Source organism: Acetobacter nitrogenifigens DSM 23921 = NBRC 105050 (assembly GCF_000429165.1).
In the GTDB taxonomy this organism is placed as follows: Bacteria; Pseudomonadota; Alphaproteobacteria; order Acetobacterales; family Acetobacteraceae; genus Acetobacter; species Acetobacter nitrogenifigens.
Genome location: NZ_AUBI01000001.1, coordinates 76,791 through 100,003, shown reverse-complemented (window position 1 = coordinate 100,003; position 23,213 = coordinate 76,791). Strand labels below are relative to the sequence as shown.

At 61.9% G+C, this 23,213-nt stretch carries 20 protein-coding genes and 2 tRNA genes; 18 read left to right on the top strand and 4 right to left on the bottom strand.

Annotated elements, in window-relative coordinates:
- The first annotated feature begins 95 nt into the window (after positions 1-95).
- Both G442_RS0100500 and G442_RS0100495 read left to right on the top strand, forming a co-directional pair.
- A complete protein-coding gene (locus G442_RS0100500; RefSeq protein WP_026396402.1) occupies positions 96-1,511 on the top strand; it encodes a hypothetical protein in 1,416 nt (471 codons plus the stop codon).
- Positions 1,512-1,521: 10 nt separating this feature from the next.
- Entirely contained in the window at positions 1,522-2,112 is a 591-nt protein-coding gene (locus G442_RS0100495) for a phosphatase PAP2 family protein (protein WP_026396401.1), read from the top strand.
- 7 nt (positions 2,113-2,119) lie between these two features.
- Here the strand turns inward: G442_RS0100495 and G442_RS0100490 are convergent, their stop codons facing one another.
- Positions 2,120-3,604, bottom strand: coding sequence for a carboxypeptidase M32 (locus G442_RS0100490; protein WP_026396400.1), 1,485 nt, complete (start codon positions 3,602-3,604; stop codon positions 2,120-2,122).
- Between the two features lie 317 nt (positions 3,605-3,921).
- On the opposite strand from G442_RS0100490, the gene G442_RS23750 reads away from it, so the two are divergent.
- The 6 genes from G442_RS23750 (at position 3,922) to aroE (ending at position 10,313) form a co-directional block, all read left to right on the top strand.
- Complete coding sequence (locus G442_RS23750) at positions 3,922-5,172, top strand: PAAR domain-containing protein (RefSeq protein WP_026396399.1); 1,251 nt, start codon at positions 3,922-3,924, stop codon at positions 5,170-5,172.
- A complete protein-coding gene (locus G442_RS0100480; RefSeq protein WP_026396398.1) occupies positions 5,172-5,678 on the top strand; it encodes an ankyrin repeat domain-containing protein in 507 nt (168 codons plus the stop codon). Before G442_RS23750 ends, G442_RS0100480 begins: the two co-directional genes overlap by 1 nt.
- A gap of 20 nt (positions 5,679-5,698) precedes the next feature.
- On the top strand, positions 5,699-6,133 hold the full coding sequence (locus G442_RS0100475; RefSeq protein ID WP_161628304.1) for a DcrB-related protein: 435 nt from the start codon (positions 5,699-5,701) through the stop codon (positions 6,131-6,133).
- 456 nt (positions 6,134-6,589) lie between these two features.
- Positions 6,590-8,491 carry a tetratricopeptide repeat protein gene (locus tag G442_RS0100470; protein WP_246789272.1) on the top strand — a complete coding sequence of 634 codons (1,902 nt, stop codon included), beginning with the start codon at positions 6,590-6,592 and terminating at the stop codon, positions 8,489-8,491.
- A gap of 30 nt (positions 8,492-8,521) precedes the next feature.
- The gene (locus tag G442_RS0100465; RefSeq protein WP_026396395.1) at positions 8,522-9,301 is read left to right on the top strand and encodes an SDR family oxidoreductase; all 780 of its coding nucleotides are present in this window, start codon (positions 8,522-8,524) and stop codon (positions 9,299-9,301) included.
- A gap of 160 nt (positions 9,302-9,461) precedes the next feature.
- Positions 9,462-10,313 (top strand): shikimate dehydrogenase, encoded by an 852-nt coding sequence (aroE, locus tag G442_RS0100460; protein ID WP_026396394.1) that lies wholly within the window; start codon positions 9,462-9,464, stop codon positions 10,311-10,313.
- A 13-nt stretch (positions 10,314-10,326) separates the two neighbouring features.
- Here aroE and mazG read toward each other — a convergent pair whose 3' ends face one another.
- Together mazG and G442_RS20165 are read right to left on the bottom strand one after the other, a co-directional pair.
- Complete coding sequence (gene mazG, locus G442_RS20170; protein WP_246789301.1) at positions 10,327-11,184, bottom strand: nucleoside triphosphate pyrophosphohydrolase; 858 nt, start codon at positions 11,182-11,184, stop codon at positions 10,327-10,329.
- 101 nt (positions 11,185-11,285) lie between these two features.
- Positions 11,286-12,581 carry an amino acid permease gene (locus G442_RS20165; RefSeq protein WP_371863390.1) on the bottom strand — a complete coding sequence of 432 codons (1,296 nt, stop codon included), beginning with the start codon at positions 12,579-12,581 and terminating at the stop codon, positions 11,286-11,288.
- Between the two features lie 282 nt (positions 12,582-12,863).
- On the opposite strand from G442_RS20165, the gene argC reads away from it, so the two are divergent.
- The 3 genes from argC (at position 12,864) to G442_RS0100435 (ending at position 15,154) form a co-directional block, all read left to right on the top strand.
- Positions 12,864-13,790, top strand: coding sequence for an N-acetyl-gamma-glutamyl-phosphate reductase (gene argC, locus G442_RS0100445; protein ID WP_026396393.1), 927 nt, complete (start codon positions 12,864-12,866; stop codon positions 13,788-13,790).
- Positions 13,791-13,864: 74 nt separating this feature from the next.
- Positions 13,865-13,948 (top strand) — tRNA-Leu (locus G442_RS0100440).
- A gap of 18 nt (positions 13,949-13,966) precedes the next feature.
- A complete protein-coding gene (locus G442_RS0100435; protein ID WP_026396392.1) occupies positions 13,967-15,154 on the top strand; it encodes a phosphoserine transaminase in 1,188 nt (395 codons plus the stop codon).
- A 190-nt stretch (positions 15,155-15,344) separates the two neighbouring features.
- Here G442_RS0100435 and lipB read toward each other — a convergent pair whose 3' ends face one another.
- Positions 15,345-16,082: a lipoyl(octanoyl) transferase LipB gene (gene lipB / locus G442_RS0100430; RefSeq protein WP_084440269.1), complete on the bottom strand. Its 738-nt coding sequence runs from the start codon at positions 16,080-16,082 to the stop codon at positions 15,345-15,347.
- Between the two features lie 56 nt (positions 16,083-16,138).
- On the opposite strand from lipB, the gene G442_RS0100425 reads away from it, so the two are divergent.
- From G442_RS0100425 to G442_RS0100395, 7 genes are all read left to right on the top strand, one after another.
- Positions 16,139-16,224 (top strand) — tRNA-Leu (locus tag G442_RS0100425).
- Between the two features lie 285 nt (positions 16,225-16,509).
- A complete protein-coding gene (gene galU / locus G442_RS0100420) occupies positions 16,510-17,388 on the top strand; it encodes a UTP--glucose-1-phosphate uridylyltransferase GalU (RefSeq protein ID WP_026396390.1) in 879 nt (292 codons plus the stop codon).
- Entirely contained in the window at positions 17,388-18,797 is a 1,410-nt protein-coding gene (gene pgmG / locus G442_RS0100415) for a phosphoglucomutase/phosphomannomutase PgmG (protein WP_026396389.1), read from the top strand. The genes galU and pgmG overlap by 1 nt, the downstream gene beginning before the upstream one ends.
- 67 nt (positions 18,798-18,864) lie before the next feature.
- Positions 18,865-19,050: a DUF3553 domain-containing protein gene (locus tag G442_RS0100410; protein WP_026396388.1), complete on the top strand. Its 186-nt coding sequence runs from the start codon at positions 18,865-18,867 to the stop codon at positions 19,048-19,050.
- Between the two features lie 231 nt (positions 19,051-19,281).
- Complete coding sequence (moaA, locus tag G442_RS0100405; RefSeq protein ID WP_026396387.1) at positions 19,282-20,301, top strand: GTP 3',8-cyclase MoaA; 1,020 nt, start codon at positions 19,282-19,284, stop codon at positions 20,299-20,301.
- Between the two features lie 155 nt (positions 20,302-20,456).
- Positions 20,457-21,242, top strand: a complete 786-nt coding sequence (locus G442_RS23745) for a DNA polymerase beta superfamily protein (RefSeq protein WP_026396386.1) — start codon at positions 20,457-20,459, stop codon at positions 21,240-21,242.
- A gap of 371 nt (positions 21,243-21,613) precedes the next feature.
- Positions 21,614-23,068: an NAD(P)-binding domain-containing protein gene (locus tag G442_RS0100395; protein ID WP_051291761.1), complete on the top strand. Its 1,455-nt coding sequence runs from the start codon at positions 21,614-21,616 to the stop codon at positions 23,066-23,068.
- Positions 23,069-23,213 lie beyond the last annotated feature (145 nt).

Here is a 23,213-nt window from a genome sequence, read left to right as displayed (position 1 = left end):
AGTCGCCAGCCCCCTCGGCTAAACCATGTCTCTATGGCGCAGACCATGATTTCGTTGCGCGTTGCGGGGTTAACGCCAGGTGGAGGCCGATTTCGATGACCGTGCCTTTGATGGGCGCCATCCTGTTTCCGCTATGCTTCCTGCTATGGGCGAGACCGGACCGGATGCTCGGCCTGCTTCTGGTCGCCGGAATTTTTCCGGCGGCTTCCGCTCTCACGCTCGGCAGCGTCTGTCTGCAGCCGTCACTTGTCCCCGGCCTCGCGTTTATCTCCTATGTCGTGCTGCAAAAGCTTCTCGGCGCCCGGTACCCGGGACAGGACTCGGCGTCACGGTTATGCGGCCCCATGATGCTGGCCACAGCGTGGGCGCTGGTCGGCTCCATCGTCATGCCGCGACTGTTTCGGAATCAGGTTCACGTTTGGCCACAGAAGCAGGATCTGGTTGGCGGTCAGGTCCTGCTGACGCCGACTTTCGGCAATATCTCGCAGGACACATACCTGCTGCTGAACGTGTTGCTGATGGTTCTCGCCGCGCAGTACCTGACCCGATGGCAGGTCAAACTCAGCCGCCTGTATTATGCGTATCTCGCCGCAGGGTGGCTGGTGGTGGTCCTGTGCGTCTGGCAGTTCGGCAGCCGAGTGGGCGGCTTGCCGTTCCCCAAGACGTTCTTCTACTCGAACACCGGATGGGCTGTGCTGGATAACCAGATGGCGGGGCCAGTGCCGCGTATCAACGCGACCTTCAGCGAACCGTCAGCCTGTGCGTCATATCTCGCGGGCATTCTGTTCTCGACGGTCTGGGTGACGTTGAAAGGCTACAAGGTTCGCTTCTCCCGCCTGCTCATCGCGGCCTCCGCTTTGGGCATGTGCCTGACGACCTCGACGACCGGGTTCGCCGCTGTCGCGGTCGGGGCGCTGCTGATGCCGATCATGGTCGTGGCGACAGGCGCCGCGCGCCTGCTTGGACGGATCGGGCAACTGGCTATGATCTGCGCCGTGCTTCTGGGCGTCGGCGGTCTGGCCCTGGCGACGTTCTCTCCCCACACCGTGGAAAGCGCGCAGATGATCGCGTCGAGCACGGCGGAAAAAAAGAACAGCGTGTCGTATCAGGAACGTTCGCAGGCCGACGCCGACTCTCTTACGGCCTTCGCCGAGACCTACGGGCTGGGGGTCGGATGGGGCAGCAATCGTTCGTCCAGCCTCATCCCCGGTCTGTTGGCGACTGTGGGCGCCGTCGGCGTCATCTGTCTTGCGGTTTTTGACTGGAGACTTATGAAATCCGCCGCATGGGCCTTGCGCGCTGCGCCGGGGTCGCCTGAAACCATGGTGGTGGAGGGCGTCATGGCGGCGCTCGCCGGTCGTCTGACGGCCGCGTGCATCTCCGGTCCGACCATAGGCCTGCCGGATTTCTATGTGCTGATCGCGGTGGCGATTGCGGCCATTGTGCGCGTCCAGATGCTCAACCGGGCGGCGACAGCAGTTCCGGTAGGGGCGTTGCTCGCCGCGGAGTGATCGTTATCGAATGATTGGTGCGTTCACGGATTTCGCGGATCAGGGGCTTCTGATCCCGTTGGAAATCGCAGTTTTTTTCGTTTTGCTGGCGCTGGGGCGTCCGCGCGACGCCCGCGCGTGGGGCGTCGCGATGGCCGCCGGTTCGCTGCTGATTCTGCTGTTGAAGCTGTGGTTTGAACGCTGCGGCGTTCCCCAACATCGCGTTATCTACAGCCCTAGCGGTCACTCTATGGCTGGCACGATGGTCTATGGCGGCCTTCTTGCACTCTTCTGCGGCAGCGACGTCGTGTTCGCATGCGGCGTGGTGCTGCTGGCTATCGCGTTCGCAACCTCCCGAATCGCTCTGGGCGTGCATACGGTCCCGGAGGTGACACTCGGCGGTTTCATCGGGCTATGCGTGGCCGTCACCCTGCGTCGGGGGCTGGCGCGGGAGCAGGCGGAAAGCCGGGCGGCGCTGTTTACGACGCTTGCGGTGTTCGGCGTGCTGGCGCTGGCGCTGCATGGGTATCGATTGGGAGTCGAGCGCCGCATACAAGCGTTCGCGCATGCGGAACTGGGACGTCTGTTCTGTCAGGGACCCGGTCCCGGCCCGCGTTTCTGAATTTCTGTTAGTCCGCCAGATATCGCTCACGGATGTGACGCAGGTAAGCCCCGGCGCCAAGCGGGCGGCCTGTGGCGTCCGCGATAATCTCCATCGTGGAGGCGCTGCTCGCCCTTTCATGCACCGCCTTGCGCAGCCAGCCGACAACATCGCCGAACTCTCCCCGACGAATTGAACTGTCAAGGTCGGGCAGGGCCGCCGTCGCCGCTTCCTTCAGTTGCGCTGCCGTCAGCGCGCCGAGAGCGTAACAGGGGAAATATCCCCATAGTCCGAGCGGCCAGTGAATGTCCTGCAGGCATCCGCGGCGATCATCAGGAACAGTGAGGCCAAGGAGCGCCTTGATTCGGGCGTTGAACGCCTCAGGCAGATCACGAAGGGCGAGCGTCCCGTCGACCATCGCGCTTTCGAGTTCGTAGCGCGCGATGATGTGCGCAGGATACGTCACTTCGTCCGCATCGACGCGGATGAAGCCGGGCTCGACGTTCGTCATGCGGCGATAGAGCGCGTCCGAACTCCATCCCTCGCCACCGAAAGCACGCTCCATCGCTGGCGCCGCGAACGATGCGAAGGCGGGTGATCTCGCGATCTGCATCTCCAGAAATAACGACTGGCTTTCGTGCATCGTCATGCCGCGCGCCGTTCCAACCGGCTGCCCGGTCCATGCCCTGGGCAGTCCCTGTTCGTAAAGAGCGTGCCCGGTTTCGTGCACGACGCCCAGAAAGGCTGGCAGAAAATTCGCTTCGTCATAACGCGTCGTGATGCGGACGTCGTCGGTGGCGCCGCCACAGAAGGGGTGGGTGCTGACATCCAGTCTTCCGCGAGTCATGTCGAAGCCTACCGCCTCCATCATGGTTCGCCCGAACGCTTCCTGCGCTGCGACAGGAAACGGCGCGCGACCCGGGCCCGCCTCGGCGTTCGATCGGGCGGATTGCCTGTCCAGCACAGCTTGCAGCAGCGAAGGCAGTTCCCGCCCAAGTTTGTCGAAAATCGGCGCAATGACGTCGCGGCGCATTCCGGGATCGAAGGCGTCCAGCAGCGCGTCGTAGGGGGAGAGGGATAGCGCCTCGCCAGTCGCCACGGCGCCTTCGCGCGTCAGGTCCAGTACGACCTGAAGGTCCGGGAGCAAGGCGGCGAAGTCGCTGTTGGCGCGCGCTCCCCGCCAGATCATTTCACAACGGGAACTGGCCTTGGACAATGCCTCGACAAGATCGCCAGGAACGGCGACCGCGCGGGTGTGCAGGCGCCGCATTTCTGCGAGATTGGCCGCTCGCCATGGATCGTCGCCAGGATCGGCGCGTTCCAGCAGTTCCTGCGTTTCAGGCGCGGTCAGAAGCTCGTGTCGCAGACCTTCCAGAGTGGCCATGGTTGCGCCCCGACGTTCGGCGGCTCCATCCGGCATCATCACGTCGCGATCCCATGACAGCACGCCCTGCGCGTCCCCCAACGCGGAAAGACGGGCGAACAGGCGCTCGAGCGTTTCGTAAGCAGTCATGACCGGTCATCTCCATCGGTAGCCATCAGTTCTCGCGCGCGGCGCAAGCGCATGCAGGCGGCAAGGCAACCAATACGGTGGTGCGTGGGCGGCGAAAAGGCTGGTTTCAGATTACGGCGTGTCGTCAGTTAAGGAGGATATGGATATAGCCATTGCGGCTGAGTGGGAGCCGCGACTGCGGAACCTCACGTTGCCTGGATCGCCGCGCGACGTTAAAATCTGCTCATTGCAGGGCCTTATGACCGCCGCAGGCGCTGTGGCTGTCGCAGGGCCTGTCGTCGTGTCAGTTACAGGTGGCGAAGGAGCGGACGTTTTCTATGAGCACGCAACCCGCCGCCCGGGTCACGGATTCTTTCGGCCATGCGGCGACGCTCGAAGGTCTCGCCGCCGGGCTTGCGATTGGCGCCGCGATAGGGCTGGGCGTCATTGCGACAGGCGGGCTGGGCGCGCTGGCCGTTGGTGCGGCTCTGGCGACCACCGGGTTGGGCGCTGCGATTGGCAGCAGGTTTGCAGGACCAGTCACCGGCGTCATCACGACCGGCTCGAGGAACACCTTCGTCAACGGTCTGCCCGCGGCGATGGTGGGCCTCGCCACAGGCGAATGCGCGCTACACGCCGGCGCGCCAATCCCGGTGGCTACCGGGGCTGCGACCGTGTTCATCAACGGGCAACCGGCCGCCCGCGTCGCCGATCTGATGGGCTGCGGCGCGGCGATCCGCATCGGATCGCCCAACGTCCTAATTGGGGGACCGCGGCAATCGCCAGTATGCTCCGCTCTGCGCGGGGAAGCCGCGACGTTCGAACGGTTCCGCATCGACGCGCAGGCCGCAAGCGCCGCCTACGATCCTCCCGAAAGCCGGACGCCGCCAGACGGGTATCGCAATGCGACAGACGAAGATTTGAGGAAGTTACGTTTGTCGCCGGAAATGCTCGAGCATCCCACAAACCCTAAGACCAACAAGCCGACCGACTTCAGGGCTGCGGTGTTTATCAATAACAAGACCAATGCGCCGATCGTCGCCTTCAAGGGCACCAGCAGTGGTGAGGACTGGAAAACCAACTTTGCGCAGGGCCTAGGTCACGACACTTTCTACTATGATCAGGCGCAAAAGATAGCCCAGCGTGTAAGACTTTCACCGGCCGGTGCTGGCGCTCATTTCACCGGCCACTCCCTCGGCGGCGGCCTTGCGTCGGCAGCTGCGAGAGCGACGGGTTTGCCAGCCACGACGTTAAATCCGGCAGGTCTGAACGCCAAAACCGTAGCGCATCCTGTGAACGCCGACATTGACGAAATTTACGTCAAGGGGGAGATCCTGCATGGCGTTCAGTCGACATTGCCGATCCCTGAGGCGGCGGCGACCAGAACCTGGGCGCTCGACCCACCCAGTCTTTTCAGTGCGGCCACAGATCCGCGCTGGAAGGTCAACGCCGCCGGATGGCTGCGGGCGTCCATCATCGGCGCCGGGGTGGGCGACGTTCTGCTTCACTTCATGGACAACGTCAACGAAGCTCTCAGCCAACGCCAGCGCCAGATTCGGCGGTCTCTCGCCAGAAACGGATGCCTGTGATGCGCGTCCTGCCCGTCATTCTCGCGGTCTGCCTGTGCTGCGCCGCGTGCAAGAAAAAGGAACATGCCGTGAGCCAGCATCACGATGATCGCAAGGTCGGAGAGGTCGATCCCAACTATCCTCACATCCCGATGATCGGCGCTGTGATGAACTCGGAAACGGACGAAGTGCGAAAGCTGGCAGCTCAAGGCATCGGCCTTAATGAGCGTGCGCCAGAAGATCGATCAACGCCGATGATAAACGCAGCAGAAACAGATCAATGGCCTGTCGTGGAAATCCTCATCGATCATGGCGCTGATATCTGGGCTCATGATAAATTTGGTGTTGTGGCAGGCGGATATGCTTTGACTAGTTTAGTTTTGCGCGGATCCAATGAAGATCAAGCCCGACTTCGGGTCATCGAAAAACTGAGGGCAAGGGGTTTCCCGCTTCCACCGCCAGACCCAGATCAAATTCTCGCTCTGGACAAGGCGGGCAAATGGCCGCCGCCGGGAGCGCAACGCTGATGTCGAACGGAGAACGACCTATGTCTCTTCAGGGGATGACCATCACCTGCCCCGAGGGATGGCGCGACGCGTCGATGCTCATTGTCTCCGCCAGCGCCCCGTCACCTTCCGGCCTGACGCCAAATCTCGTGATCACGAGAGAGACGCTGTCGGACAGCCTGCCTGAGGATCGCATCGAGCGGCTGCACGAGTTCGTCGATCGCCAGATCGACCAGATGGAGACGGCGCTCGCTGATTTTCGAGAGGTCTCCCTGCGCCGCGCGACGAGTGCGCGGCTTACAGTGGAACTGACCATCGCGTGGACGTCGGGCGGCGTTCCCGTCACACAGTCGATCACCTACGCCTATGCAGGCGAAAAAACTGTCGTCATCTCCACAGCGACCGCAAGTCAGGATCATTTCTCCGAGATAGAGCCGCAGTTCACAAAGATTTTGCAAAGTTTCCGGATAACCTGAGACCTGCGCCACCACGGCCGGCCATGTCCTTGACCGACCGTGTTCGACAGCGAAATGATCTGTCGTTGCTTTTTTGAATCTCGCCGCATCATGAAGGTTCAGGCTTCTCCCAATAGCGGAGAAGACCATGAGGGCGGTACTTTCTAGCGCTTTATGATGTCTGTTTTCCCGGCTTTGAGGGGGGGGGGGACGTCCTCCTTAACTGACAACACGCCGTAGGATTCTTTCCGTGTAGCGGTGCGGGGACGGGAAGCAGAAGCACGCTTCAAATTCCTGCGCGGATAAACCGAGAGACCGTTCGCCATCTGATAGGGCCGCCTCTCAGAGTCTCCCTGCCGGTGCGTAATTCCGCGGAGCAGGTCTTCGGAAGAGGCTGCAAAGGGTATATTTTACCCCCCTGCAGTGGTCTGAGGAATTTATGGTCCGCGATGCGCCCGCATGGTGAAGGAAAACAGCGTGACAGGTGACATTCCCGCGGAAATCACTGTGGCGCTCGGACGTCTGGAGGTTGGCGACGCGGCAGGAGCCTTCGACGATCTGCGCGCTGTTCTGGCGCGGGAGCCGGAGAACGCCGATGTTCTGCATGCGCTTGCCAGAACAGCACATCAGGTGGGGCGTTACGACGCGGCGGTCGCCTACGCGGGAAAGGCTGTCAGGTTTTCCTCGACGACGGACCGGGCCAGTGCGGCCCTGCATGTCACGCTGGGGCTTTCGCTGCTGGCCCTTGGCCACGCTGAGCCGGCTCGCGCCGCCCTGCATGTGGCGACTCTCGCCGCCCCGGACGAGGCCTCCCCGCGTCTCGCCCTCGCGCAGGCGCTGGAGGCGCTTGGGCGGATGGACGAAGCCATGGAGACGTTGCGCGACGTGATACGGATGCGGCCCGCCGAGGCCGGTTTCAGGCTGGTCTATGGACGGTTGCTTGAACGGTGGGGGAAGGGCGACGCGGCGCTCATGGCGTATGAGGACGCCGTGACACTCGCTGTCGCGGGCGACGTCGTGACCCGCCAGCATAAGGCGGAACTGCTGCGGCGGCTCGGACGGGCGGAGGAAGCGGAGCAGACGTTCGCCGAAGTGCGGGAGAGACTTCCCGACGATCCCGCAGCGTTGGCCAACCATGGCGCTGCGTTGTTCGACGTTGGCCGCATGGGGGAGGCGGCCGAAGCGCTGGAGGCGTCCGCCATCGCCTCTCCGAATTCAGCCGAAACACAAACGAATCTCGGGTTGGTAAGGATGGCGTGCGGAGACCTGTCGGGCGCCGACGCGGCCTTCCTGCGAGCCTCCGCGTTACGGCCGGACGATCCGCTGATCGCCCTGAACAGAGGCACGTTGCTTGGTGAACTCGGAGACCGGGACGCTGCGCGCGGCCTGTTCGCTTCGGTTATCACAGCGCGGCCTGACGGCCGGGACGCCGCTCGTGCGTGGTTCAATCTTGGAACGCTCGATTTGGCCGAAGGTCGATTTAGGGACGGTTGGCGGAATTTCGAAGCGCGGCTGGCGTTCATGCCGCCTTTGCCGGGGACGGAATTGTCTCGTTGGGACGGTAGACCGCAGGCGGGTCGCGTTTTGCTCACCGCGGAGCAGGGGCTGGGCGATTTCATCCAGTTCCTGCGTTTTGTGCCAGCGACGCTTGAGCGCGCGCCCGTTCATCTTCAAGCGCCGCCGACGATGATCGCCTTGCTTGAACGTGGCGTCTCGGCGCCGAACTGGGCGCGCAGCAGGGAGTCTGGAAGGCTGACGATTTCGGCCGACGCGCACGATGGCGAGGCCTCAAGCGCCCATGCGTCCGTTCTAAGCCTGCCGTTTCTGCTCGATGCAGGACGGCCGCCGCCTTTTCTGCCTTATCTGGGTACGGGGTGGAAAGATGGACGGAATTGTTCTGTCATGAAAATAGGCGTTTGCAGCGCAGGAAATTCCTCTTACCGTTTCGACAGGCGCCGCTCAATTGGATGGGAAGAGCTTGCCGATCTGCTGGCGATCGGAAACGTCGAATGGCGCTCTCTCCAGCCGGGAGCCTGCCCGCCAAACGTTGTTCCGTTGCCCGAGGGAGATATGGCGCAGACGGCGGCCATCGTCGGAGAACTCGACCTCGTTATCACGGTGGACACCGCTATTGCGCATCTTGCAGGCGCGATGGGCAAGCCGGTCTGGTTGCTGAATCGATATGGTGGCGACTGGCGGTGGGCCGCGGGCTCGTGGGCGAAAGACGAGAGTGGAGAACAACGTAATCTCTGGTACCCGTCTCTGCGCATGTTCCAGCAGGTAGAGCCGGCCCTTCCGGAGAGGGCATGGCGGACCCCGGTTCGCGCCGTGGCGGACGCGTTACGCGCCGAATTGCGGTTACGCGGCGCGCGCGACTAAGCTGCGCCAGCGTTTCAGGGAGAGTGAACGATGGATCTCGGCATTGCAGGACGTAAGGCGATCGTATGCGCCGCGTCCAAAGGACTTGGGCGTGGCGTCGCCGAGAAACTGGCGGCGGCTGGCGTGCATCTGACGTTGAACGCCCGAGGGGCAGAGGCTCTGGAGGCGACGGCGGCCGATTTGTCTGAACGCTACGCCGTTTCCATCAAGACCGTTGCTGCTGACGTGACGACTGAACAGGGGCGGGCGCAGCTGCTGGAGACCGAGCCCGCCGCTGATATCCTGATCAACAACGCGGGTGGACCGCCGCCGGGAATGTGGAGCGACTGGTCGGAAGAAGACTGGCTGAGCGCCGTCGGCGCCAACATGCTGACGCCGATCATGCTGATCAAGGCCGTGTTGCCGGGGATGATCGAACGCGGATGGGGCAGGGTGGTCAACATCACGTCATCCTCAGTGAAAGCGCCGATCGGCAATCTGGGACTTTCGACGGGCGCGCGCTGCGGGCTGACGGGCTATGTCGCGGGAACAGCGCGGCAGGTTGCAAAACATGGCGTTGTCATCAACAATCTTCTTCCCGGCATGCACGAGACGGACAGGCTGTCGGGGCGTATCGAGAGCGATGCGCGCAATCGTGGCGTTTCTTACGAACAAGCCCGCGCCGATCTTGCGGCAAGCATCCCGACAGGGCATCTCGGTCGTGCACAGGACTTCGGCGCTGTCGGCGCTTTCCTGTGCAGCGAGCATGTCGGCTTTATGGTCGGACAAAACGTTCTGCTCGACGGTGGGATGATCAACGCGACGTTCTGATGACTTGCTCGAAAGAGCGATCACGCACGGCGGTGACATGATCAGGTCAGGCGGACCGTCCGGACGGTCCGCTGTCATTCCGTGGCAGAACCTTTGCCGCCCAGAGTCATTTTCATGACTGTGCGCACTGGCACAACGTCTCGACAAAGGAGATCTCAGCATGTCGGACCAGAACTTCCGCGCCATTCTCACCGGATCGTTCTCGACCCCCTGCAAGGACAACCCGACGGGCGCGATGATTGAAGCCGCGTGGGAAAGCGACGGCACGAACGCGCGCTACGTCAATTGCGACGTGAAGCCGGAAAATCTCGCCAGCGCGGTCGCAGGCGCTAAGGCTATGGAATGGGTGGGTTTCAATTGCTCCATGCCGCACAAGGTGTCGGTCATCCAGCACCTTGACGGCGTGACCGACGCCGCGAAGCTGATAGGCGCAGTCAACTGCGTTTCAATCAGTGACGGCAAGCTGACCGGCGACAACACGGACGGAAAGGGCTTTCTGGAATCGCTCAAGAGCGTGACCGATCCTGCGGGCAAGCGAGTGCTGTTGCTTGGAGCGGGCGGCGCAGCGCGTGCGATCGCCGTGGAACTGGGGCTAGCCGGAGCCGCGTCTGTCGCGATCGCAAGCCGCGATGTCTCAAAGGCTGAGGAGATCGCAAAGCTTCTTGCTGAAAACACGAAATCCTCAGCGAGCGCCCTACCTTGGGACGGGGACATCGATGTCCCAGAGGGCATTGAGATCCTCATCAACGCCACTCCGGTCGGTCTTGGCGACGCTGAGGCGATGCCGGACGTGAACGTTGAGACTCTCGGCGGAGTGGAGATCGTCGCCGACGTCATTTTCAATCCGCCAAAAACACGCCTTTTACGGACGGCGGCCAAGAAGGGCTGCACCACATTGGATGGTCTGGGCATGCTGGTGAATCAGGGCGTGATAGGCGTCGAGCAGTGGATGGGCAAAAAGCCTGACGCGCAGGTCATGGCTGAGAAGCTGAAGGAAATCTTCGGCGCATAAGGCGCCCTGGCGCTCAGGCTGAGCGCGCCTTCCCGGCGCGCTCGCGCTCCTTGACCTCGTTCCATACGGCGTCGAGTTCATCGACCGACCTGCCTGATGGTGTAAGGCCCCGTTCTGCGAGAATGGCCTCAAGCGCCTGAAACCGGTGGGAGAACTTGTCGTTCGCGCGGCGCAGGCACGCTTCCGGGTCAAGCTCCAGCCGTCGGGCGAGGCTGGCTGTGGCGAACAGCAGATCGCCGATCTCATCCTCAAGCGCGTCCCGGTCGCCGTTCGCAAGTTCGACGCCGACCTCGTTCACTTCTTCCTGCACCTTAGCGAACACGCCCTTAACGTCGGGCCAGTCGAACCCAACGCGGGCCGCACGTGCGGCGAGTTTGCGCGCCCGCAGTAGCGCCGGAAGCGCACTGGGAACGCCAGCGAGAGCGCCGGTCTCGGCGCGCGCGATGCGTTCCTGCTCCTTGCGGGTCTCCCATTGCGCCATCAGCGCGGCGTCGTCGCGCGCCGCCGTCGTTTCGTCCGTGAAAACATGTGGGTGGCGGCGGATCATCTTGTCGGCGATAGCGCGGGCTACTGTGGAGAAGTCGAATCGCCCGCTTTCTTCGGCCATGCGCGCCTGAAACACGACCTGCAGCAACAGGTCGCCCAACTCGTCAGCGGTCTCGTCCCAGGCGCCTCGGTCTATAGCGTCGGCGATCTCATACGCTTCTTCGATGGCGTAGGGTGCGATGGTCGCAGGCGTCTGCGCGACATCCCAGGGGCAGCCATTGTCCGGATCGCGCAGGCGCGCCATGACGTCGATCAGACGTTCAAGCTGCGCCGAGGCGTCGGAGGACGGACGCACGGGTGGCCGCGTCAAGGGGGAGTTGGTCATCGGCAAACGATCCTGCGCGAGATGATGATGTTTCATGCAATAGCCGCCGGGCATGGCGCATGAGAAGACCGACATGCGCAGCGGTCCCGATGTGACGATTCTTAACGTCTTCCTCTCTGCGCCGCGAAGTAGAAATGATAGGCAAGAAACGCCGCCAGCGCGGAACCCAGACTTGCCAGCACAGTAGGGCGCTGCGCAGGGTCGGCCAGCATCGTTATCGTGACTGACGCAATGGCGACGATGGCCGCATAGTTGACCGCAGGAAACAGCGGGATTGCGCTGTAACCCCAGCGTGACCCGGCGCGTTCGCGCATCCGCAGATGCGCGACGACGATCAGAAGGTAAATGAACAGCATCACCGCGCCGGTCGCACCGAGCAGAAATGCGAAGACCGTGCCGGGAGCAAGAATGGACGAGAAGGCCGCAAGCAGGCCAAACACGCTGCACGCCAGCACGGCAGCCTGCGGCGCGCCGGCGGACGAGAGGCTTCCGAGCGTACGTGGGGCTTCGCCGCGCAGCGCCAGACCACGCAGAGTTCGCGCCGTGACGAACATCGCTGAATTCAGGCAAGACAGGACGGCGCTCAACACGACGAGCCTTATCGCGAATGCTGCGCCGGGCACGCCCATCACGTCCATTGCCAGCACGAACGGAGACTGCCCGGGATGGATGTCGCTCCACGGCTTGATACAAAGGATTAGCGACACCGAGACGACGTAAAAGAGCGTGATCCGCGTGCCAATCGTCCGCGTCACACGCGACAGATTGCGCGGCGCGTCATGAGATTCCGCCGCTGCGACGGTCGCGATCTCGGAGCCGACCATGGAGAACAGCACCGTCGGCAGCACTGCCAGCAACGCCCCCATGCCATGCGGCAAGAAACCGCCGTGACCAAGGAGGGTCGCCACCGGAGCAGGATGACCGCCGAGCAGGCCGAACAGGTATGACGCCCCGAGAACGCTGAACACGACGATGCAGGCGATCTTGATCAACGACAGCCAGAACTCGAACTCGCCGAAAACTCCGACTGCAGTCTGGTTGATAAGCGCAACGCTTGCGACCAGCGCCGTCGCCATCAACCAGACGGGCAGGCCGATCCAGTCCTGAAGCAGGATCGCCCCCGCGATGGCTTCGCTGCCCACGGTCACCACCCAAAAGCCCCAGTAAAGCCAGCCAGATACAAAACCGGCGGCGTCGCCGCAGCCCGCACGGATGTAGTCGACGAATGAGCCCAGCCCCGGCCGTGCGAGCAGCATTTCACCGAGCATCCGCATGACCGTGACCACCAGCGCGCCGGTGAAGGCGAAGGTCAGCAAAACGCCGGGTCCTGCTCCTGCTATGGCGGCGCTGCTGCCGACGAACAGCCCAGCGCCGATCACGCCGCCAAAGGCGATCATGGAAATGTGGCGCGTTTTCAGTTCGGACGCGCCGGAAGACGCCTTGTTATCTCTGGCTGCTTGCGTGGTCGCTGTCTGCACGCGAGGTCGCTCCGTATCGTTGCGGGGTCGAGCGTGCGCGAAAGTGGCGCGCATGGCGACTTATCTTATGGTGCCGGGCGGTTGGACGCCACGCAAGACGTTACGAATTCGAACGGGAGAACAGTCTGGCGCAGTCAAGGCGCTGGCTTCATGAACACCTGTCAGATAAATACACGCTCAGGTTTTTACGGGAGAGGGTAGATGGAACAGCGGCCTGTCGTGTTTATCGACGGAGAAGCGGGAACGACCGGGCTTGGCATCCGCGAACGCCTGCGCGCTCTTCCTGTTCGCCTGCACTCCATCGATCCGTCTCGCCGTAAGGATCCTGCCGCTCGCTCCGAGGCCATGGCGCAAGCCGATCTTGTGGTGTTGTGCCTGCCGGACGCCGCGTCACGGGAGGCCGTCGCGATGGTCGGAGAACTGGCGACGACCGGACAGGCGCCGAAGATTCTTGACGCCAGCACCGCCTTCCGCGTCGCGGACGGGTGGACCTACGGTTTTCCTGAACTCGATCGCCTGCAGGCCGGGCGGATTCGGGAGGCGAGCTTCGTCTCGAATCCCGGCTGTTATCCAACCGGAGCAATCGCGCTTCTAAGGCCTCTGGTCGAAGCCGGGGCGCTCGATGCTGCGTATCCGGTGTCGATCAACGCGGTCAGCGGCTATAGCGGCGGCGGTCGCTCGATGATCGAGGCCCATGAGCGAGACGGCGGCCCGGCGTTCGAGCTTTACGGGCTGGGTCTGACGCACAAGCATGTGCCCGAGATCGAGCGTCACGCGCGTTTGGCGCGACGTCCGCTTTTCGCTCCGTCGGTCGGGCACTTTCCGCAAGGCATGATCGTGTCGATTCCCCTGCATCTTTCAGATCTCGCTTCGGGCGCGACCGGAGAGGGGCTGCGCGACATTCTCGCTCGTTACTACGAGGGTGCGCACTACGTCACAGTCGCCGCGCCCGAAGGCGCGCTGGTTGGCGAAACACTGGCTGGTGCAGACGGCATGGAATTGCGTGTTCACGCGAACGATGAGCACCGTCAGGCGGTTCTCACCGCGCGCCTCGACAATCTCGGCAAGGGCGCATCCGGGGCCGCCATTCAGAATATCGCCCTGATGCTTGGGCTTGAGCTCGACTGATCAGCCGCTCGATGCAGAGAAGGCGTCGTCGCATCTTTCGCGACGCGCCGGTTGCTGATACAGAAACCCTCGCTGCGAGAGTGACGGAACGGTAGACGTAGTCGGCTCAAAATCGACCGCCGCAAGGCATGGGGGTTCGAGTCCCCCCTCTCGCACCAGATAATCTGGAAAAAATGATGACCGAGACCGCCGACGCTGCGCTGCTTCCCAACTGCAAGCCGGGAGCGCGACCAGCGAATCCGCGTTTCTCGTCTGGGCCGTGCGCAAAGCGTCCGGGCTGGTCGCTCGACGCCCTGTCGGGCGCGCTGCTTGGCCGATCCCATCGCGCGCCGGAAGGACGGGCGCGGATCGCGGAAGTGATCGACCGTTCGGCCGCGATTCTCGGCATGCCTGCCGATTGGCGGTTGGGAGTCGTTCCGGGCTCTGATACGGGAGCTGTGGAGATGGCGCTCTGGTCGCTGCTTGGCGCGCGCCCGGTGGACGTATTGGCGTTCGAGAGCTTTTCGGCGACGTGGGCTAACGACATCGTCTCCCAACTCGGGCTGGATGCCCGGGTGCTTACCGCCGAGTATGGCCGTCTGCCCGATCTCGCCGCCGTCGACTGGTCTCGTGACGTGGTGTTGGCATGGAACGGGACGACGTCGGGGGTCTGTTTCCCAAATGGCGACGCCATTCCGGTCGAGCGCGATGGATTGGTGATTTGCGACGCGACGTCTGCGGCGTTCGCCATGGAGCTTCCATGGGAGAAGCTCGATGTCGTGACATGGTCATGGCAGAAGGCGCTGGGCGGGGAGGCTGCGCATGGGATGCTGGCTCTCTCGCCGCGTGCGGTGGCCCGGCTGGAAGGCGGACCAGCGCCGCGTCCTCTGCCAAAGGTTTTCCGCCTGACCTCCAAGGGCAAGCTGATCGAAGGAATCTTCAAGGGCGACACGATCAACACCCCGTCGATGCTCTGCGTCGAAGACGCGGTGGACAGCCTGAAATGGGCCGAAAGCGTCGGCGGCCTGCCGGGCCTGATCGCGCGCAGCCGGGCCAATCTTGCGGTTCTCGCTGAGTGGGAAGTGCAATCGGACTGGGCAAGTTTTCTGGCCGAAAACCCTGACCAGCGATCCAGCACGTCGATTTGTCTCCGCATTACAGCGCCTTGGTTTCTAGCGCTGGACGCGGAGACGCAGGCCCGTGCGGCGAAGGACATCGCCGGGTTGCTAACGAAGGAGCAGGCGGCGCTCGACATCGCCAGTTACCGCGACGCTCCGCTGGGGTTGCGTATCTGGGGTGGCGCGACGATCGAGACGGCGGATATCGCTGCGTTGATCCCGTGGCTCGACTGGGCTGAACGGGAAGTCAGGGTGAAATATTCATGACAAGGCGCTGATTTTAAAATTTATAATTTGTTGCGGGCGTGAGCGTTACGTTGGGCATAGGAAAACCGTGCCCATCGGACGCGGCTCTCGTCATTTTTTAGAATAATCTGGCAACATACTGATTTTAAGGTATTTTTTAAGTTGAGCGTCAACGCGGGCAGGGCGCTCGGCAATCGACGCGCCCTCCGCTTTAGATGACGCCCATCGCCCGTTCCCACTCATCACGCAGCGCAGCGTCCACGGTCGCCATATCGACGTCCACGCCTAGGTCCTTGAGGCTGGTCACGCCGTGTTCGCGGATGCCGCACGGCACGATCCCCTCGAACGCCGACAGATCGGGCGCCACGTTCAGTGAAACGCCGTGCCAGCTCACCCATCGGGTCACGCGGACGCCCAAAGCGGCGATCTTGGATTCGTGGCCCGTTTTCGAATCGACGACCCAAACGCCGACGCGATCGTCCCGTGTTTCGCCTTTAACGCCGAATCGTCCCAGGGTCGCGATCAGCCATCCTTCCAGAGCGTGCACATAGGCACGCAGGTCGCGCGGCGGGACAGGGCCATGCGGTCGAGCAAGATCCAGCATGAGATACGCCACGCGTTGACCGGGGCCATGATAGGTCCACTGGCCGCCGCGTCCTGCGGGGTAGGTCGGAAATCCTCTTGGATTAAAAAGGTCGGCGTCACGTGCGGAGGTCCCTGCGGTGAACAGGGACGGATGCTCAAGTAGCCAGATGCGTTCCGACGCGCCGCGCCCGCGTATCGCAGCCACGGTTTCAGACATCGACGCTATGGCGTCAGGATAGGCGACGGGGTCGGAGGAGATTTCCCATTCCACCGGTCTTGCCGCCGCCGCTTCCGGTGTCGGGGATAATTCTTCGCCGTCTTCGACAAGAATCGGTTCGGGGGTCATTGCAGGCTGATCGAGCATCGGTTATACGCGCCTCCACTCCCCGGTATCCAACAAACGGAGCCGGAAGTCACGCTGCGGCCGTGGCGGAATGGTAGACGCGCAAGCTTGAGGTGCTTGTGGGGGAAACCCTGTGGAAGTTCGAGTCTTCTCGGCCGCACCAAACTCCCGAATGTCGGGACTTTTAAATTTAAAATTTGTTTGCGAAGCGGCCGCCCTGCAAAGGGCGGCCCGCGCGCGTTCGTATTATTCCAGTGATTTGCTTCGGTTTCGAAATTAAGGCGCGAATGTGGCGTTTAAGGCCTCAGAACAGAGATGTTTTCTGATTTTTTAATCCTTTTGAAGGCTGGCAACCGACTGCGATCCCGCCTTACAGTACGTCGCATGCCGGCGCGCTGATGTTCATCGCCGCCCGGCTCGTCCGCCCATTGATATAAGGTGCTCATTCGTGACGAAGCCATTGCGTAAAGCTGTGCTGCCAGTCGCCGGTCTTGGAACCCGGTTCCTTCCGGCGACCAAGGCGATGCCGAAAGAAATGCTGCCAGTCGTCGACAAGCCCCTCATTCAGTACGCAATTGATGAAGCGCGTGCGGCGGGAATTGAAGAATTTTGTCTCATTACAGGGCGAGGCAAAGATTCTCTTATCGACTATTTCGACGTCGCATTCGAGCTGGAAGTGACGCTGCGCGAGCGGAACAAGGTCGAGGCGCTGGACGCTCTCAAGCCCAGCAGCATCGAAGCCGGCTCGCTGGTCGCCGTGCGTCAGCAGGAACCCCTGGGCCTCGGCCATGCGATCTGGTGCGCGCGGAGCTTCATTGGCGACGATCCGTTCGCGATCCTGCTTCCCGACGACATTGTGCAGTCGGACGTGTCATGCCTGAAGCAACTGGCGGACACGTATTACCAGACGGGCGGCAGCGTTGTCGCTGTCGAGGAAGTGCCGCGCGAGCACACGAACCGTTACGGCATCCTCAAGCCGGGCGCCGATGACGGAAAACTTGTCGAGATCGCCGGCCTTGTCGAGAAGCCGAAGCCGGAAGAAGCGCCGTCCAATCTCTCCATCATTGGCCGTTACGTTTTGACGCCCGAAATCATGCCGTTCCTGGCCCTGCTTGAAAAAGGCGCGGGCGGGGAAGTGCAGCTGACTGACGCCATGGCGAAAACCATTGGAAAAACGCCCTTCCATGGCCTTCGTTACGAAGGCAAGCGGTTCGATTGCGGCAACAAGATCGGCTTCCTTGAAGCTCAGATCGCGTTCGCGCTGGAACGTCCTGATCTGGCCGACGATGTGCGCGGCTTCCTGAAGACCTACACTGGAGCTGTTTGATGACTTTTCGCCACACGTTCGACGCGACGAGCCTTCGCGAATACGATATTCGCGGCATCGTCGGCACGACGCTGAAGCCGGAAGACGCGTACGCCATCGGCCGCACGTTCGCCAGCATGGTTATCCGCAACGGCGGGAAGAAGATCGTCATCGGCTATGATGGCCGTCTGTCGTCGCCGGAACTGGAGGCCGCCCTGGTCAAAGGGGCCGTCGCCTCTGGCGCCGATGTTACGCGCGTTGGGTGTGGACCGACGCCAATGCTTTACTACGGGTCCGTTACATTCAAGGCCGACGGCGCCATCATGGTGACCGGCAGCCACAATCCGCCGAACTACAACGGCTTCAAGATGATGTTCGCGGGCAAGCCGTTCTTTGGCGACCAGATCAAGGAACTCGGCCGTCTGTCTGACGCGGGCGACGTGGTTCCGGATGCAGAAGGCACGGTCACGACGGTCGACATCAGCGACGAATACATTACGCGCCTGATGAAGGACTGGGACGGTGGCGAGCGAAAGCTGAAGGTCGTCTGGGATAACGGCAACAGCGCCGCTGGCGACGTGCTGAAGAAACTGCTTGAGAAGCTTCCGGGCGAGCACATCGTGCTGAACGGCGAAGTGGACGGTAATTTCCCGGCTCATCACCCGGATCCGACCGTCGCCAAGAATCTCGAACAGCTCATAGACAAGGTTCGTGAAGTGAAGGCGGACGCCGGCATCGCGTTCGACGGGGACGCCGACCGCATTGGACTTGTCGACGATAAAGGCGAGATTCTCTGGGGCGACCAGATTCTGGTCCTGCTCGCCCGCGACGTGCTGAAGACCCATCCGTCAGCGACGATCATCGCTGACGTGAAGGCAAGTCAGGTTCTATTCGACGAAGTCACCAAGGCTGGCGGCGCGCCGTTGATGTGGAAGACCGGCCATTCTCTGATCAAGTCCAAGATGGCGGAGACCAAATCGCCTCTGGCGGGCGAGATGTCCGGACACATCTTCTTCGCCGACAAGTGGTATGGTTTCGATGACGCGATCTATGCGGCCATTCGCGTGCTCGGCATCGTCGCACGCCTCGATACGCCGCTCTCTGCTGTGCGGGAGTCCTTGCCAAAGACGATCTCCACCCCGGAGATCCGTTTCGACTGTGACGATCTGCGCAAGTTCAAGGTGATCGAGGAAGTCGCCGAACGCCTCCGCACCGAAGGCGCCGACGTTTCCGAGATCGACGGCGTTCGCGTCAACACGGAAGACGGCTGGTGGCTCCTGCGTGCTTCAAACACGCAGGCCGTTCTGGTCGCGCGCGCCGAAGGCAAGAGCGACGCAGGGCTTGAGGCATTAAAGGACGCGATTTCGCGCCAGCTTGAGCAATCCGGGCTGGAAAAGCCGGATTTCTCCGGTGAAAATGCCGGTCACTGACCGGCCACTACTCCGATAACCCGGCTTCGCGCCGGGTTATTGCGGTTATCGATCCGGGAGGCAGCCCGTGCAGAACGAGGACGCGTTCCGGTCATTTCTTGAGCCCGGCCAATGGGTGACGCATCCGGACCACCCCGAATGGGGTTTGGGGCAGGTCCAGTCTGCGATAGGGCGGCGCGTAACTGTCAATTTCGAACATATGGGCAAGGTGGCGCTCGACGCGTCCATCGTGACGCTCAGCATCGAGGTCTGATTCCGAATCGGCGGTTTCAGCCCTCGGCTGTTCCTCACCCAGCTAGACCGGCTCCAGCGCCCACTTCCGTCTGAAGGTGCGGTTCAACGTTTTTCGTCGCTGAGTTCCCCATCCTCTGCCCGTCCCGCTGTGAGGCGCGGCGTCCGCTGCATGGCAGGCATCCTGACGGATGCGAATTTGTCAGGACTGTAACTTCACCTCGTGGCCAGTTCGGGCGTATATCGAGGACAAATGCGGTCCAGTTTAATCGACAGCCACGGTCGGGCGATCTCCTATCTTCGCGTATCGGTCACGGACCGATGCGACATGCGGTGCGTCTACTGCATGGCGGAGGATATGGAGTTTCTTCCACGCGCCGACGTCCTCGACTTTGCCGAGATGGAGCGCTTGTGCGCGGCGTTCATCCGCCGCGGCGTGACCCGTATTCGCCTCACCGGCGGAGAGCCGCTTGTAAGGCGCGATATAGACACGCTTATTCGGAGTCTGGGTCGATGGCTGCGCCCGCAAGATTCCTTCGCGCCAGGGCTCGACGAATTGACGCTCACGACCAACGGCAGCCAGCTAAGGCAGCATGCAAAAGCTTTGTATGAGGCGGGCATAAGGCGCGTAAACGTCAGTCTCGATACGCTCGATCCGGAGCGTTTTGCGGCTGTGACGAGACGTGGTCGGCTTCACCAGACGCTGGACGGGATTCAGGCTGCGCTCGACTCTGGCATTGCGGTGCGAGTCAACACAGTGGCCATGGCTGACGTCAACGATAGGGAATTCGATCGACTTATCGGCTGGTGTGGGGAAATTGGCGCCGATTTGTGCCTGATCGAGACCATGCCGATGGGCGACACGGGCGAAGACCGCCGGGGCCAGTATCTGCCGCTCGTCGATATCAGGCGCGACCTGGCGACACGCTGGACCCTGGAGCCTTTGACCGTCCGGACCGGCGGCCCCGCCCGCTATGTCAGGGTCGCTGAAACAGGGCGGAAACTTGGGTTCATCACGCCGCTCAGTCACAATTTCTGCGAAAGCTGCAATCGCGTGCGGCTGTCCTGCACCGGACGGCTTTACACGTGCCTCGGGCAGGAAGATGGCGCCGATCTCCGTGCGGTGCTGCGGGAAGGCGGCTCAGACGACCAGATTGCGGCCACGATTGACGACGCACTGTCGCACAAGCCGAAAGGGCATGATTTCGTGATCGGCAGGCGCGGGGGGGGAGTCTCCGGTCCGGCGCGGCACATGAGCGTAACGGGAGGCTGATTTGTCTTCTGGCGATCTATCGTGATCAATACGTTAATATTTTGAAGCGCGATTGACTGGCCCGACCTGCGCGACTCAAATCGCTGAGACATGATGTTCGGTGTTTATCAATAAATGTCGGGTTTCATGACGCCGTCTTGAGCGAAGAGGCCGTGATGAGTGACGCAGGGGCTGTCGACCCGAAAATCTGTCAAATCGTTCGACAGTCGCTGCCGCAGATTGAAAGCGCGTTTGGTGTGCGGGTTCTACGGGCCACCGAAGCAGGTCCTCGCGGATATGGCGCAGGTTCACTCGATACCCCTCATGACGTTCAGTTTGCTTATGTTCGGAAGGCGGACTGGTATCTCAAGCTGACGCCGGGAGCTGAGAAAATCTCGCTGCCCGTGTCCCCCGGGTTGAACATGACAGGGAGCGATATTCGCGGCGTTTTGCGCTCCGCCCAGAGTGGCGATTTTGAGGCTCTGCTGAGTGTCGCGCAGGGTGACGCCTACTTTGAACAGCCCGAGGGCTGGAGTGAATGCACCGGACTTATCGGGCCAGCCAACATCCGAGCGTTTGATTTCGTGCGGCTTCGCGATCGCGCCGTTACCCAGGTCAGAAGTTGGGGTTTCGGCACGGATCAGGATTTCGCTGAGTTTTTCGACGCTGCGTATTGCGTTTTGCGCGCCCGGTGGCGTGCAGATCACGATGATTCGCCTCCAGAGGATGTGGGGTCCCTGACGGAAGGACTTGAGGAAGATCTGCGCGCCGATATCCATAAATTATTGAACGAAAAACGCGAGAAGGCGGAAACCGCTATCATGCCGCCCCTCCCGCGTATTCAGATATTCATGGATAGCGAGATGCAACGCCTCGCTGACGTGAGCACGCCTGCGCCGACAGGCGTCGCATCTGAGCAGTTCGACCAAATTTTCTCGAGCCTCGTGCGATCTTTTGGGTGACGGAGCTTCGCTTTGCGCAATCGCATGAGCAAAAATGAACGCCGCTGATGGGTAAGGCGAAGGAGCGGCCGCGCACGGATCAGCTGATGCGTGCGATCGGCTTGTCGCAACAACGGGATCTACAGGCCGTCGCCGAGCGATTGCGCTTACTGCGGAGAATACCGAAGCAAGCGGGTGTTTCCGTTTCGGCAACGCCCTGGTTGTAATATTATACTGGACCGGGCGCCCCCCTTTCGCATTAGTTTCGACATCAGGACGGTGCGAGTGGGGGAAACACTCGGTCGCGCCGGGGGGGCGCGACCACCTGTTCTTCGTTTGAACGCCCCACTATCTGCGTTCTGCGCAGGTAGTGGGAGAACAGGAGCACCCCTATGAACACGCCGCGCGAAACGGAAGTGTCGGCGCCATCCCTTGAAGCGTTGAGCGGGCAGGTGAGGCGCGATCTGGATTGCATACGCTATCCGCGCCGCGAGTGGATGCCTGTGACCAGACACGACGGCGAAGCCGTGCTGGATGTCGCGATCATCGGCGCTGGTCAGGGCGGCCTTGCCACCGCGTTCGCGTTGAAGCGCCTTAACGTCGACAATGTCACGATTTTCGATCGCGCGCCGCGGGGTGGAGAGGGGCCTTGGGTCACGTTCGCGCGTATGATCACTTTGCGAACGCCTAAATATGTGACCGGGCCGGATCTTGGCGTGCCTAGCCTGACGCCGCGTTCATGGTTCTCAGCGCGATACGGCGCTGACGCATGGGACGCTCTGGAGAAGATATCCCGACAGGATTGGCAGGCTTATCTCGACTGGTTCCGTCAGACGCTTGAGCTGCCTGTCGAAAACGATCGTAATTTCGAGGGTGTCACGTGGGAAAACGGCCTCCTGCGATTGACCTTTCGCTCGGCGGATGGCGGCGTCAGCACCCAGTTGGCGCGCAAGCTCGTGCTAGCCACCGGCATAGATGGCGGCGGATGCTGGAACACGCCCGCTTTTATCCGTGAGGCGTTGCCGAAGTCCCGTTACGCGCACACGTCCGAGGCAATCGACTTCGCTGCGCTGCGCGGAAAACGGGTTGGCGTTCTTGGCGCCGGGGCCTCCGCCTTTGACAACGCGGCCACAGCTCTGGAAGCAGGCGTCAAGTCAGTCGAACTCTGCCTTCGCCGGAAGGCCATCCCGTCAGTCAATCCATACCGATGGATGGAAAACACCGGATTTCTCGCGCATTTTCCGTCGCTACCGGATCTTCAGCGCTGGCGCTTCATGGCGCACATCTACGATCTCAACCAGCCGCCGCCGCAGGACACGTTCTGGCGTTGCCGTCGGCATGAGGGTTTCTCTTTCCATACCGGCTGTCCATGGACTGGCGCGCGGATGGAGGGAGAGGAGATCGTCGTGGATACGCCGCTCGGCGAGAAACGCTTCGACTTCGTCATCATCGGCGCGGGCTTCACGGTCGATTTGAAGCTTCGTCCGGAGACCGCGTCTTTTGCAGACGCCGTGGCGCTCTGGCGGGATCGCTTCACGCCGCCCGACGGCGACGAGCACACGTTGATCGGCGCACATCCATATCTCGGCGACGCCTACCAGTTTCTGCCCAAGGATGCGGCGGACCCGCGCGCGCCGTTGCTGGCGGCGATCCATAATTTCACCTTCTCGGCTACGCCCAGCATGGGACTTTCCGGCGCGTCCATCAGCGGCATGCGCTTCGGTGTGGATCGTCTGGCGCGTGGGCTCACGCGCGATCTGTTCGTGACGGACGGTCAGTGGCACCTCGATAGCTTGCTCAACTATGATACCCCTGAATTGATCAGCACGGAGCCGCCACCTCGATAGGCGCCGGGGCCGTTCATGCCCGACTGGCGAAAGCAGTTCCAATCCACTGTTTTTTCTGCACTTTGCTCGAACAGTCGAAGCGTTCCTATAAAGCGCCCTGGATTCAACAGGCAGCGTAGTCGTGGATTCTCTACGGAAATTCGGG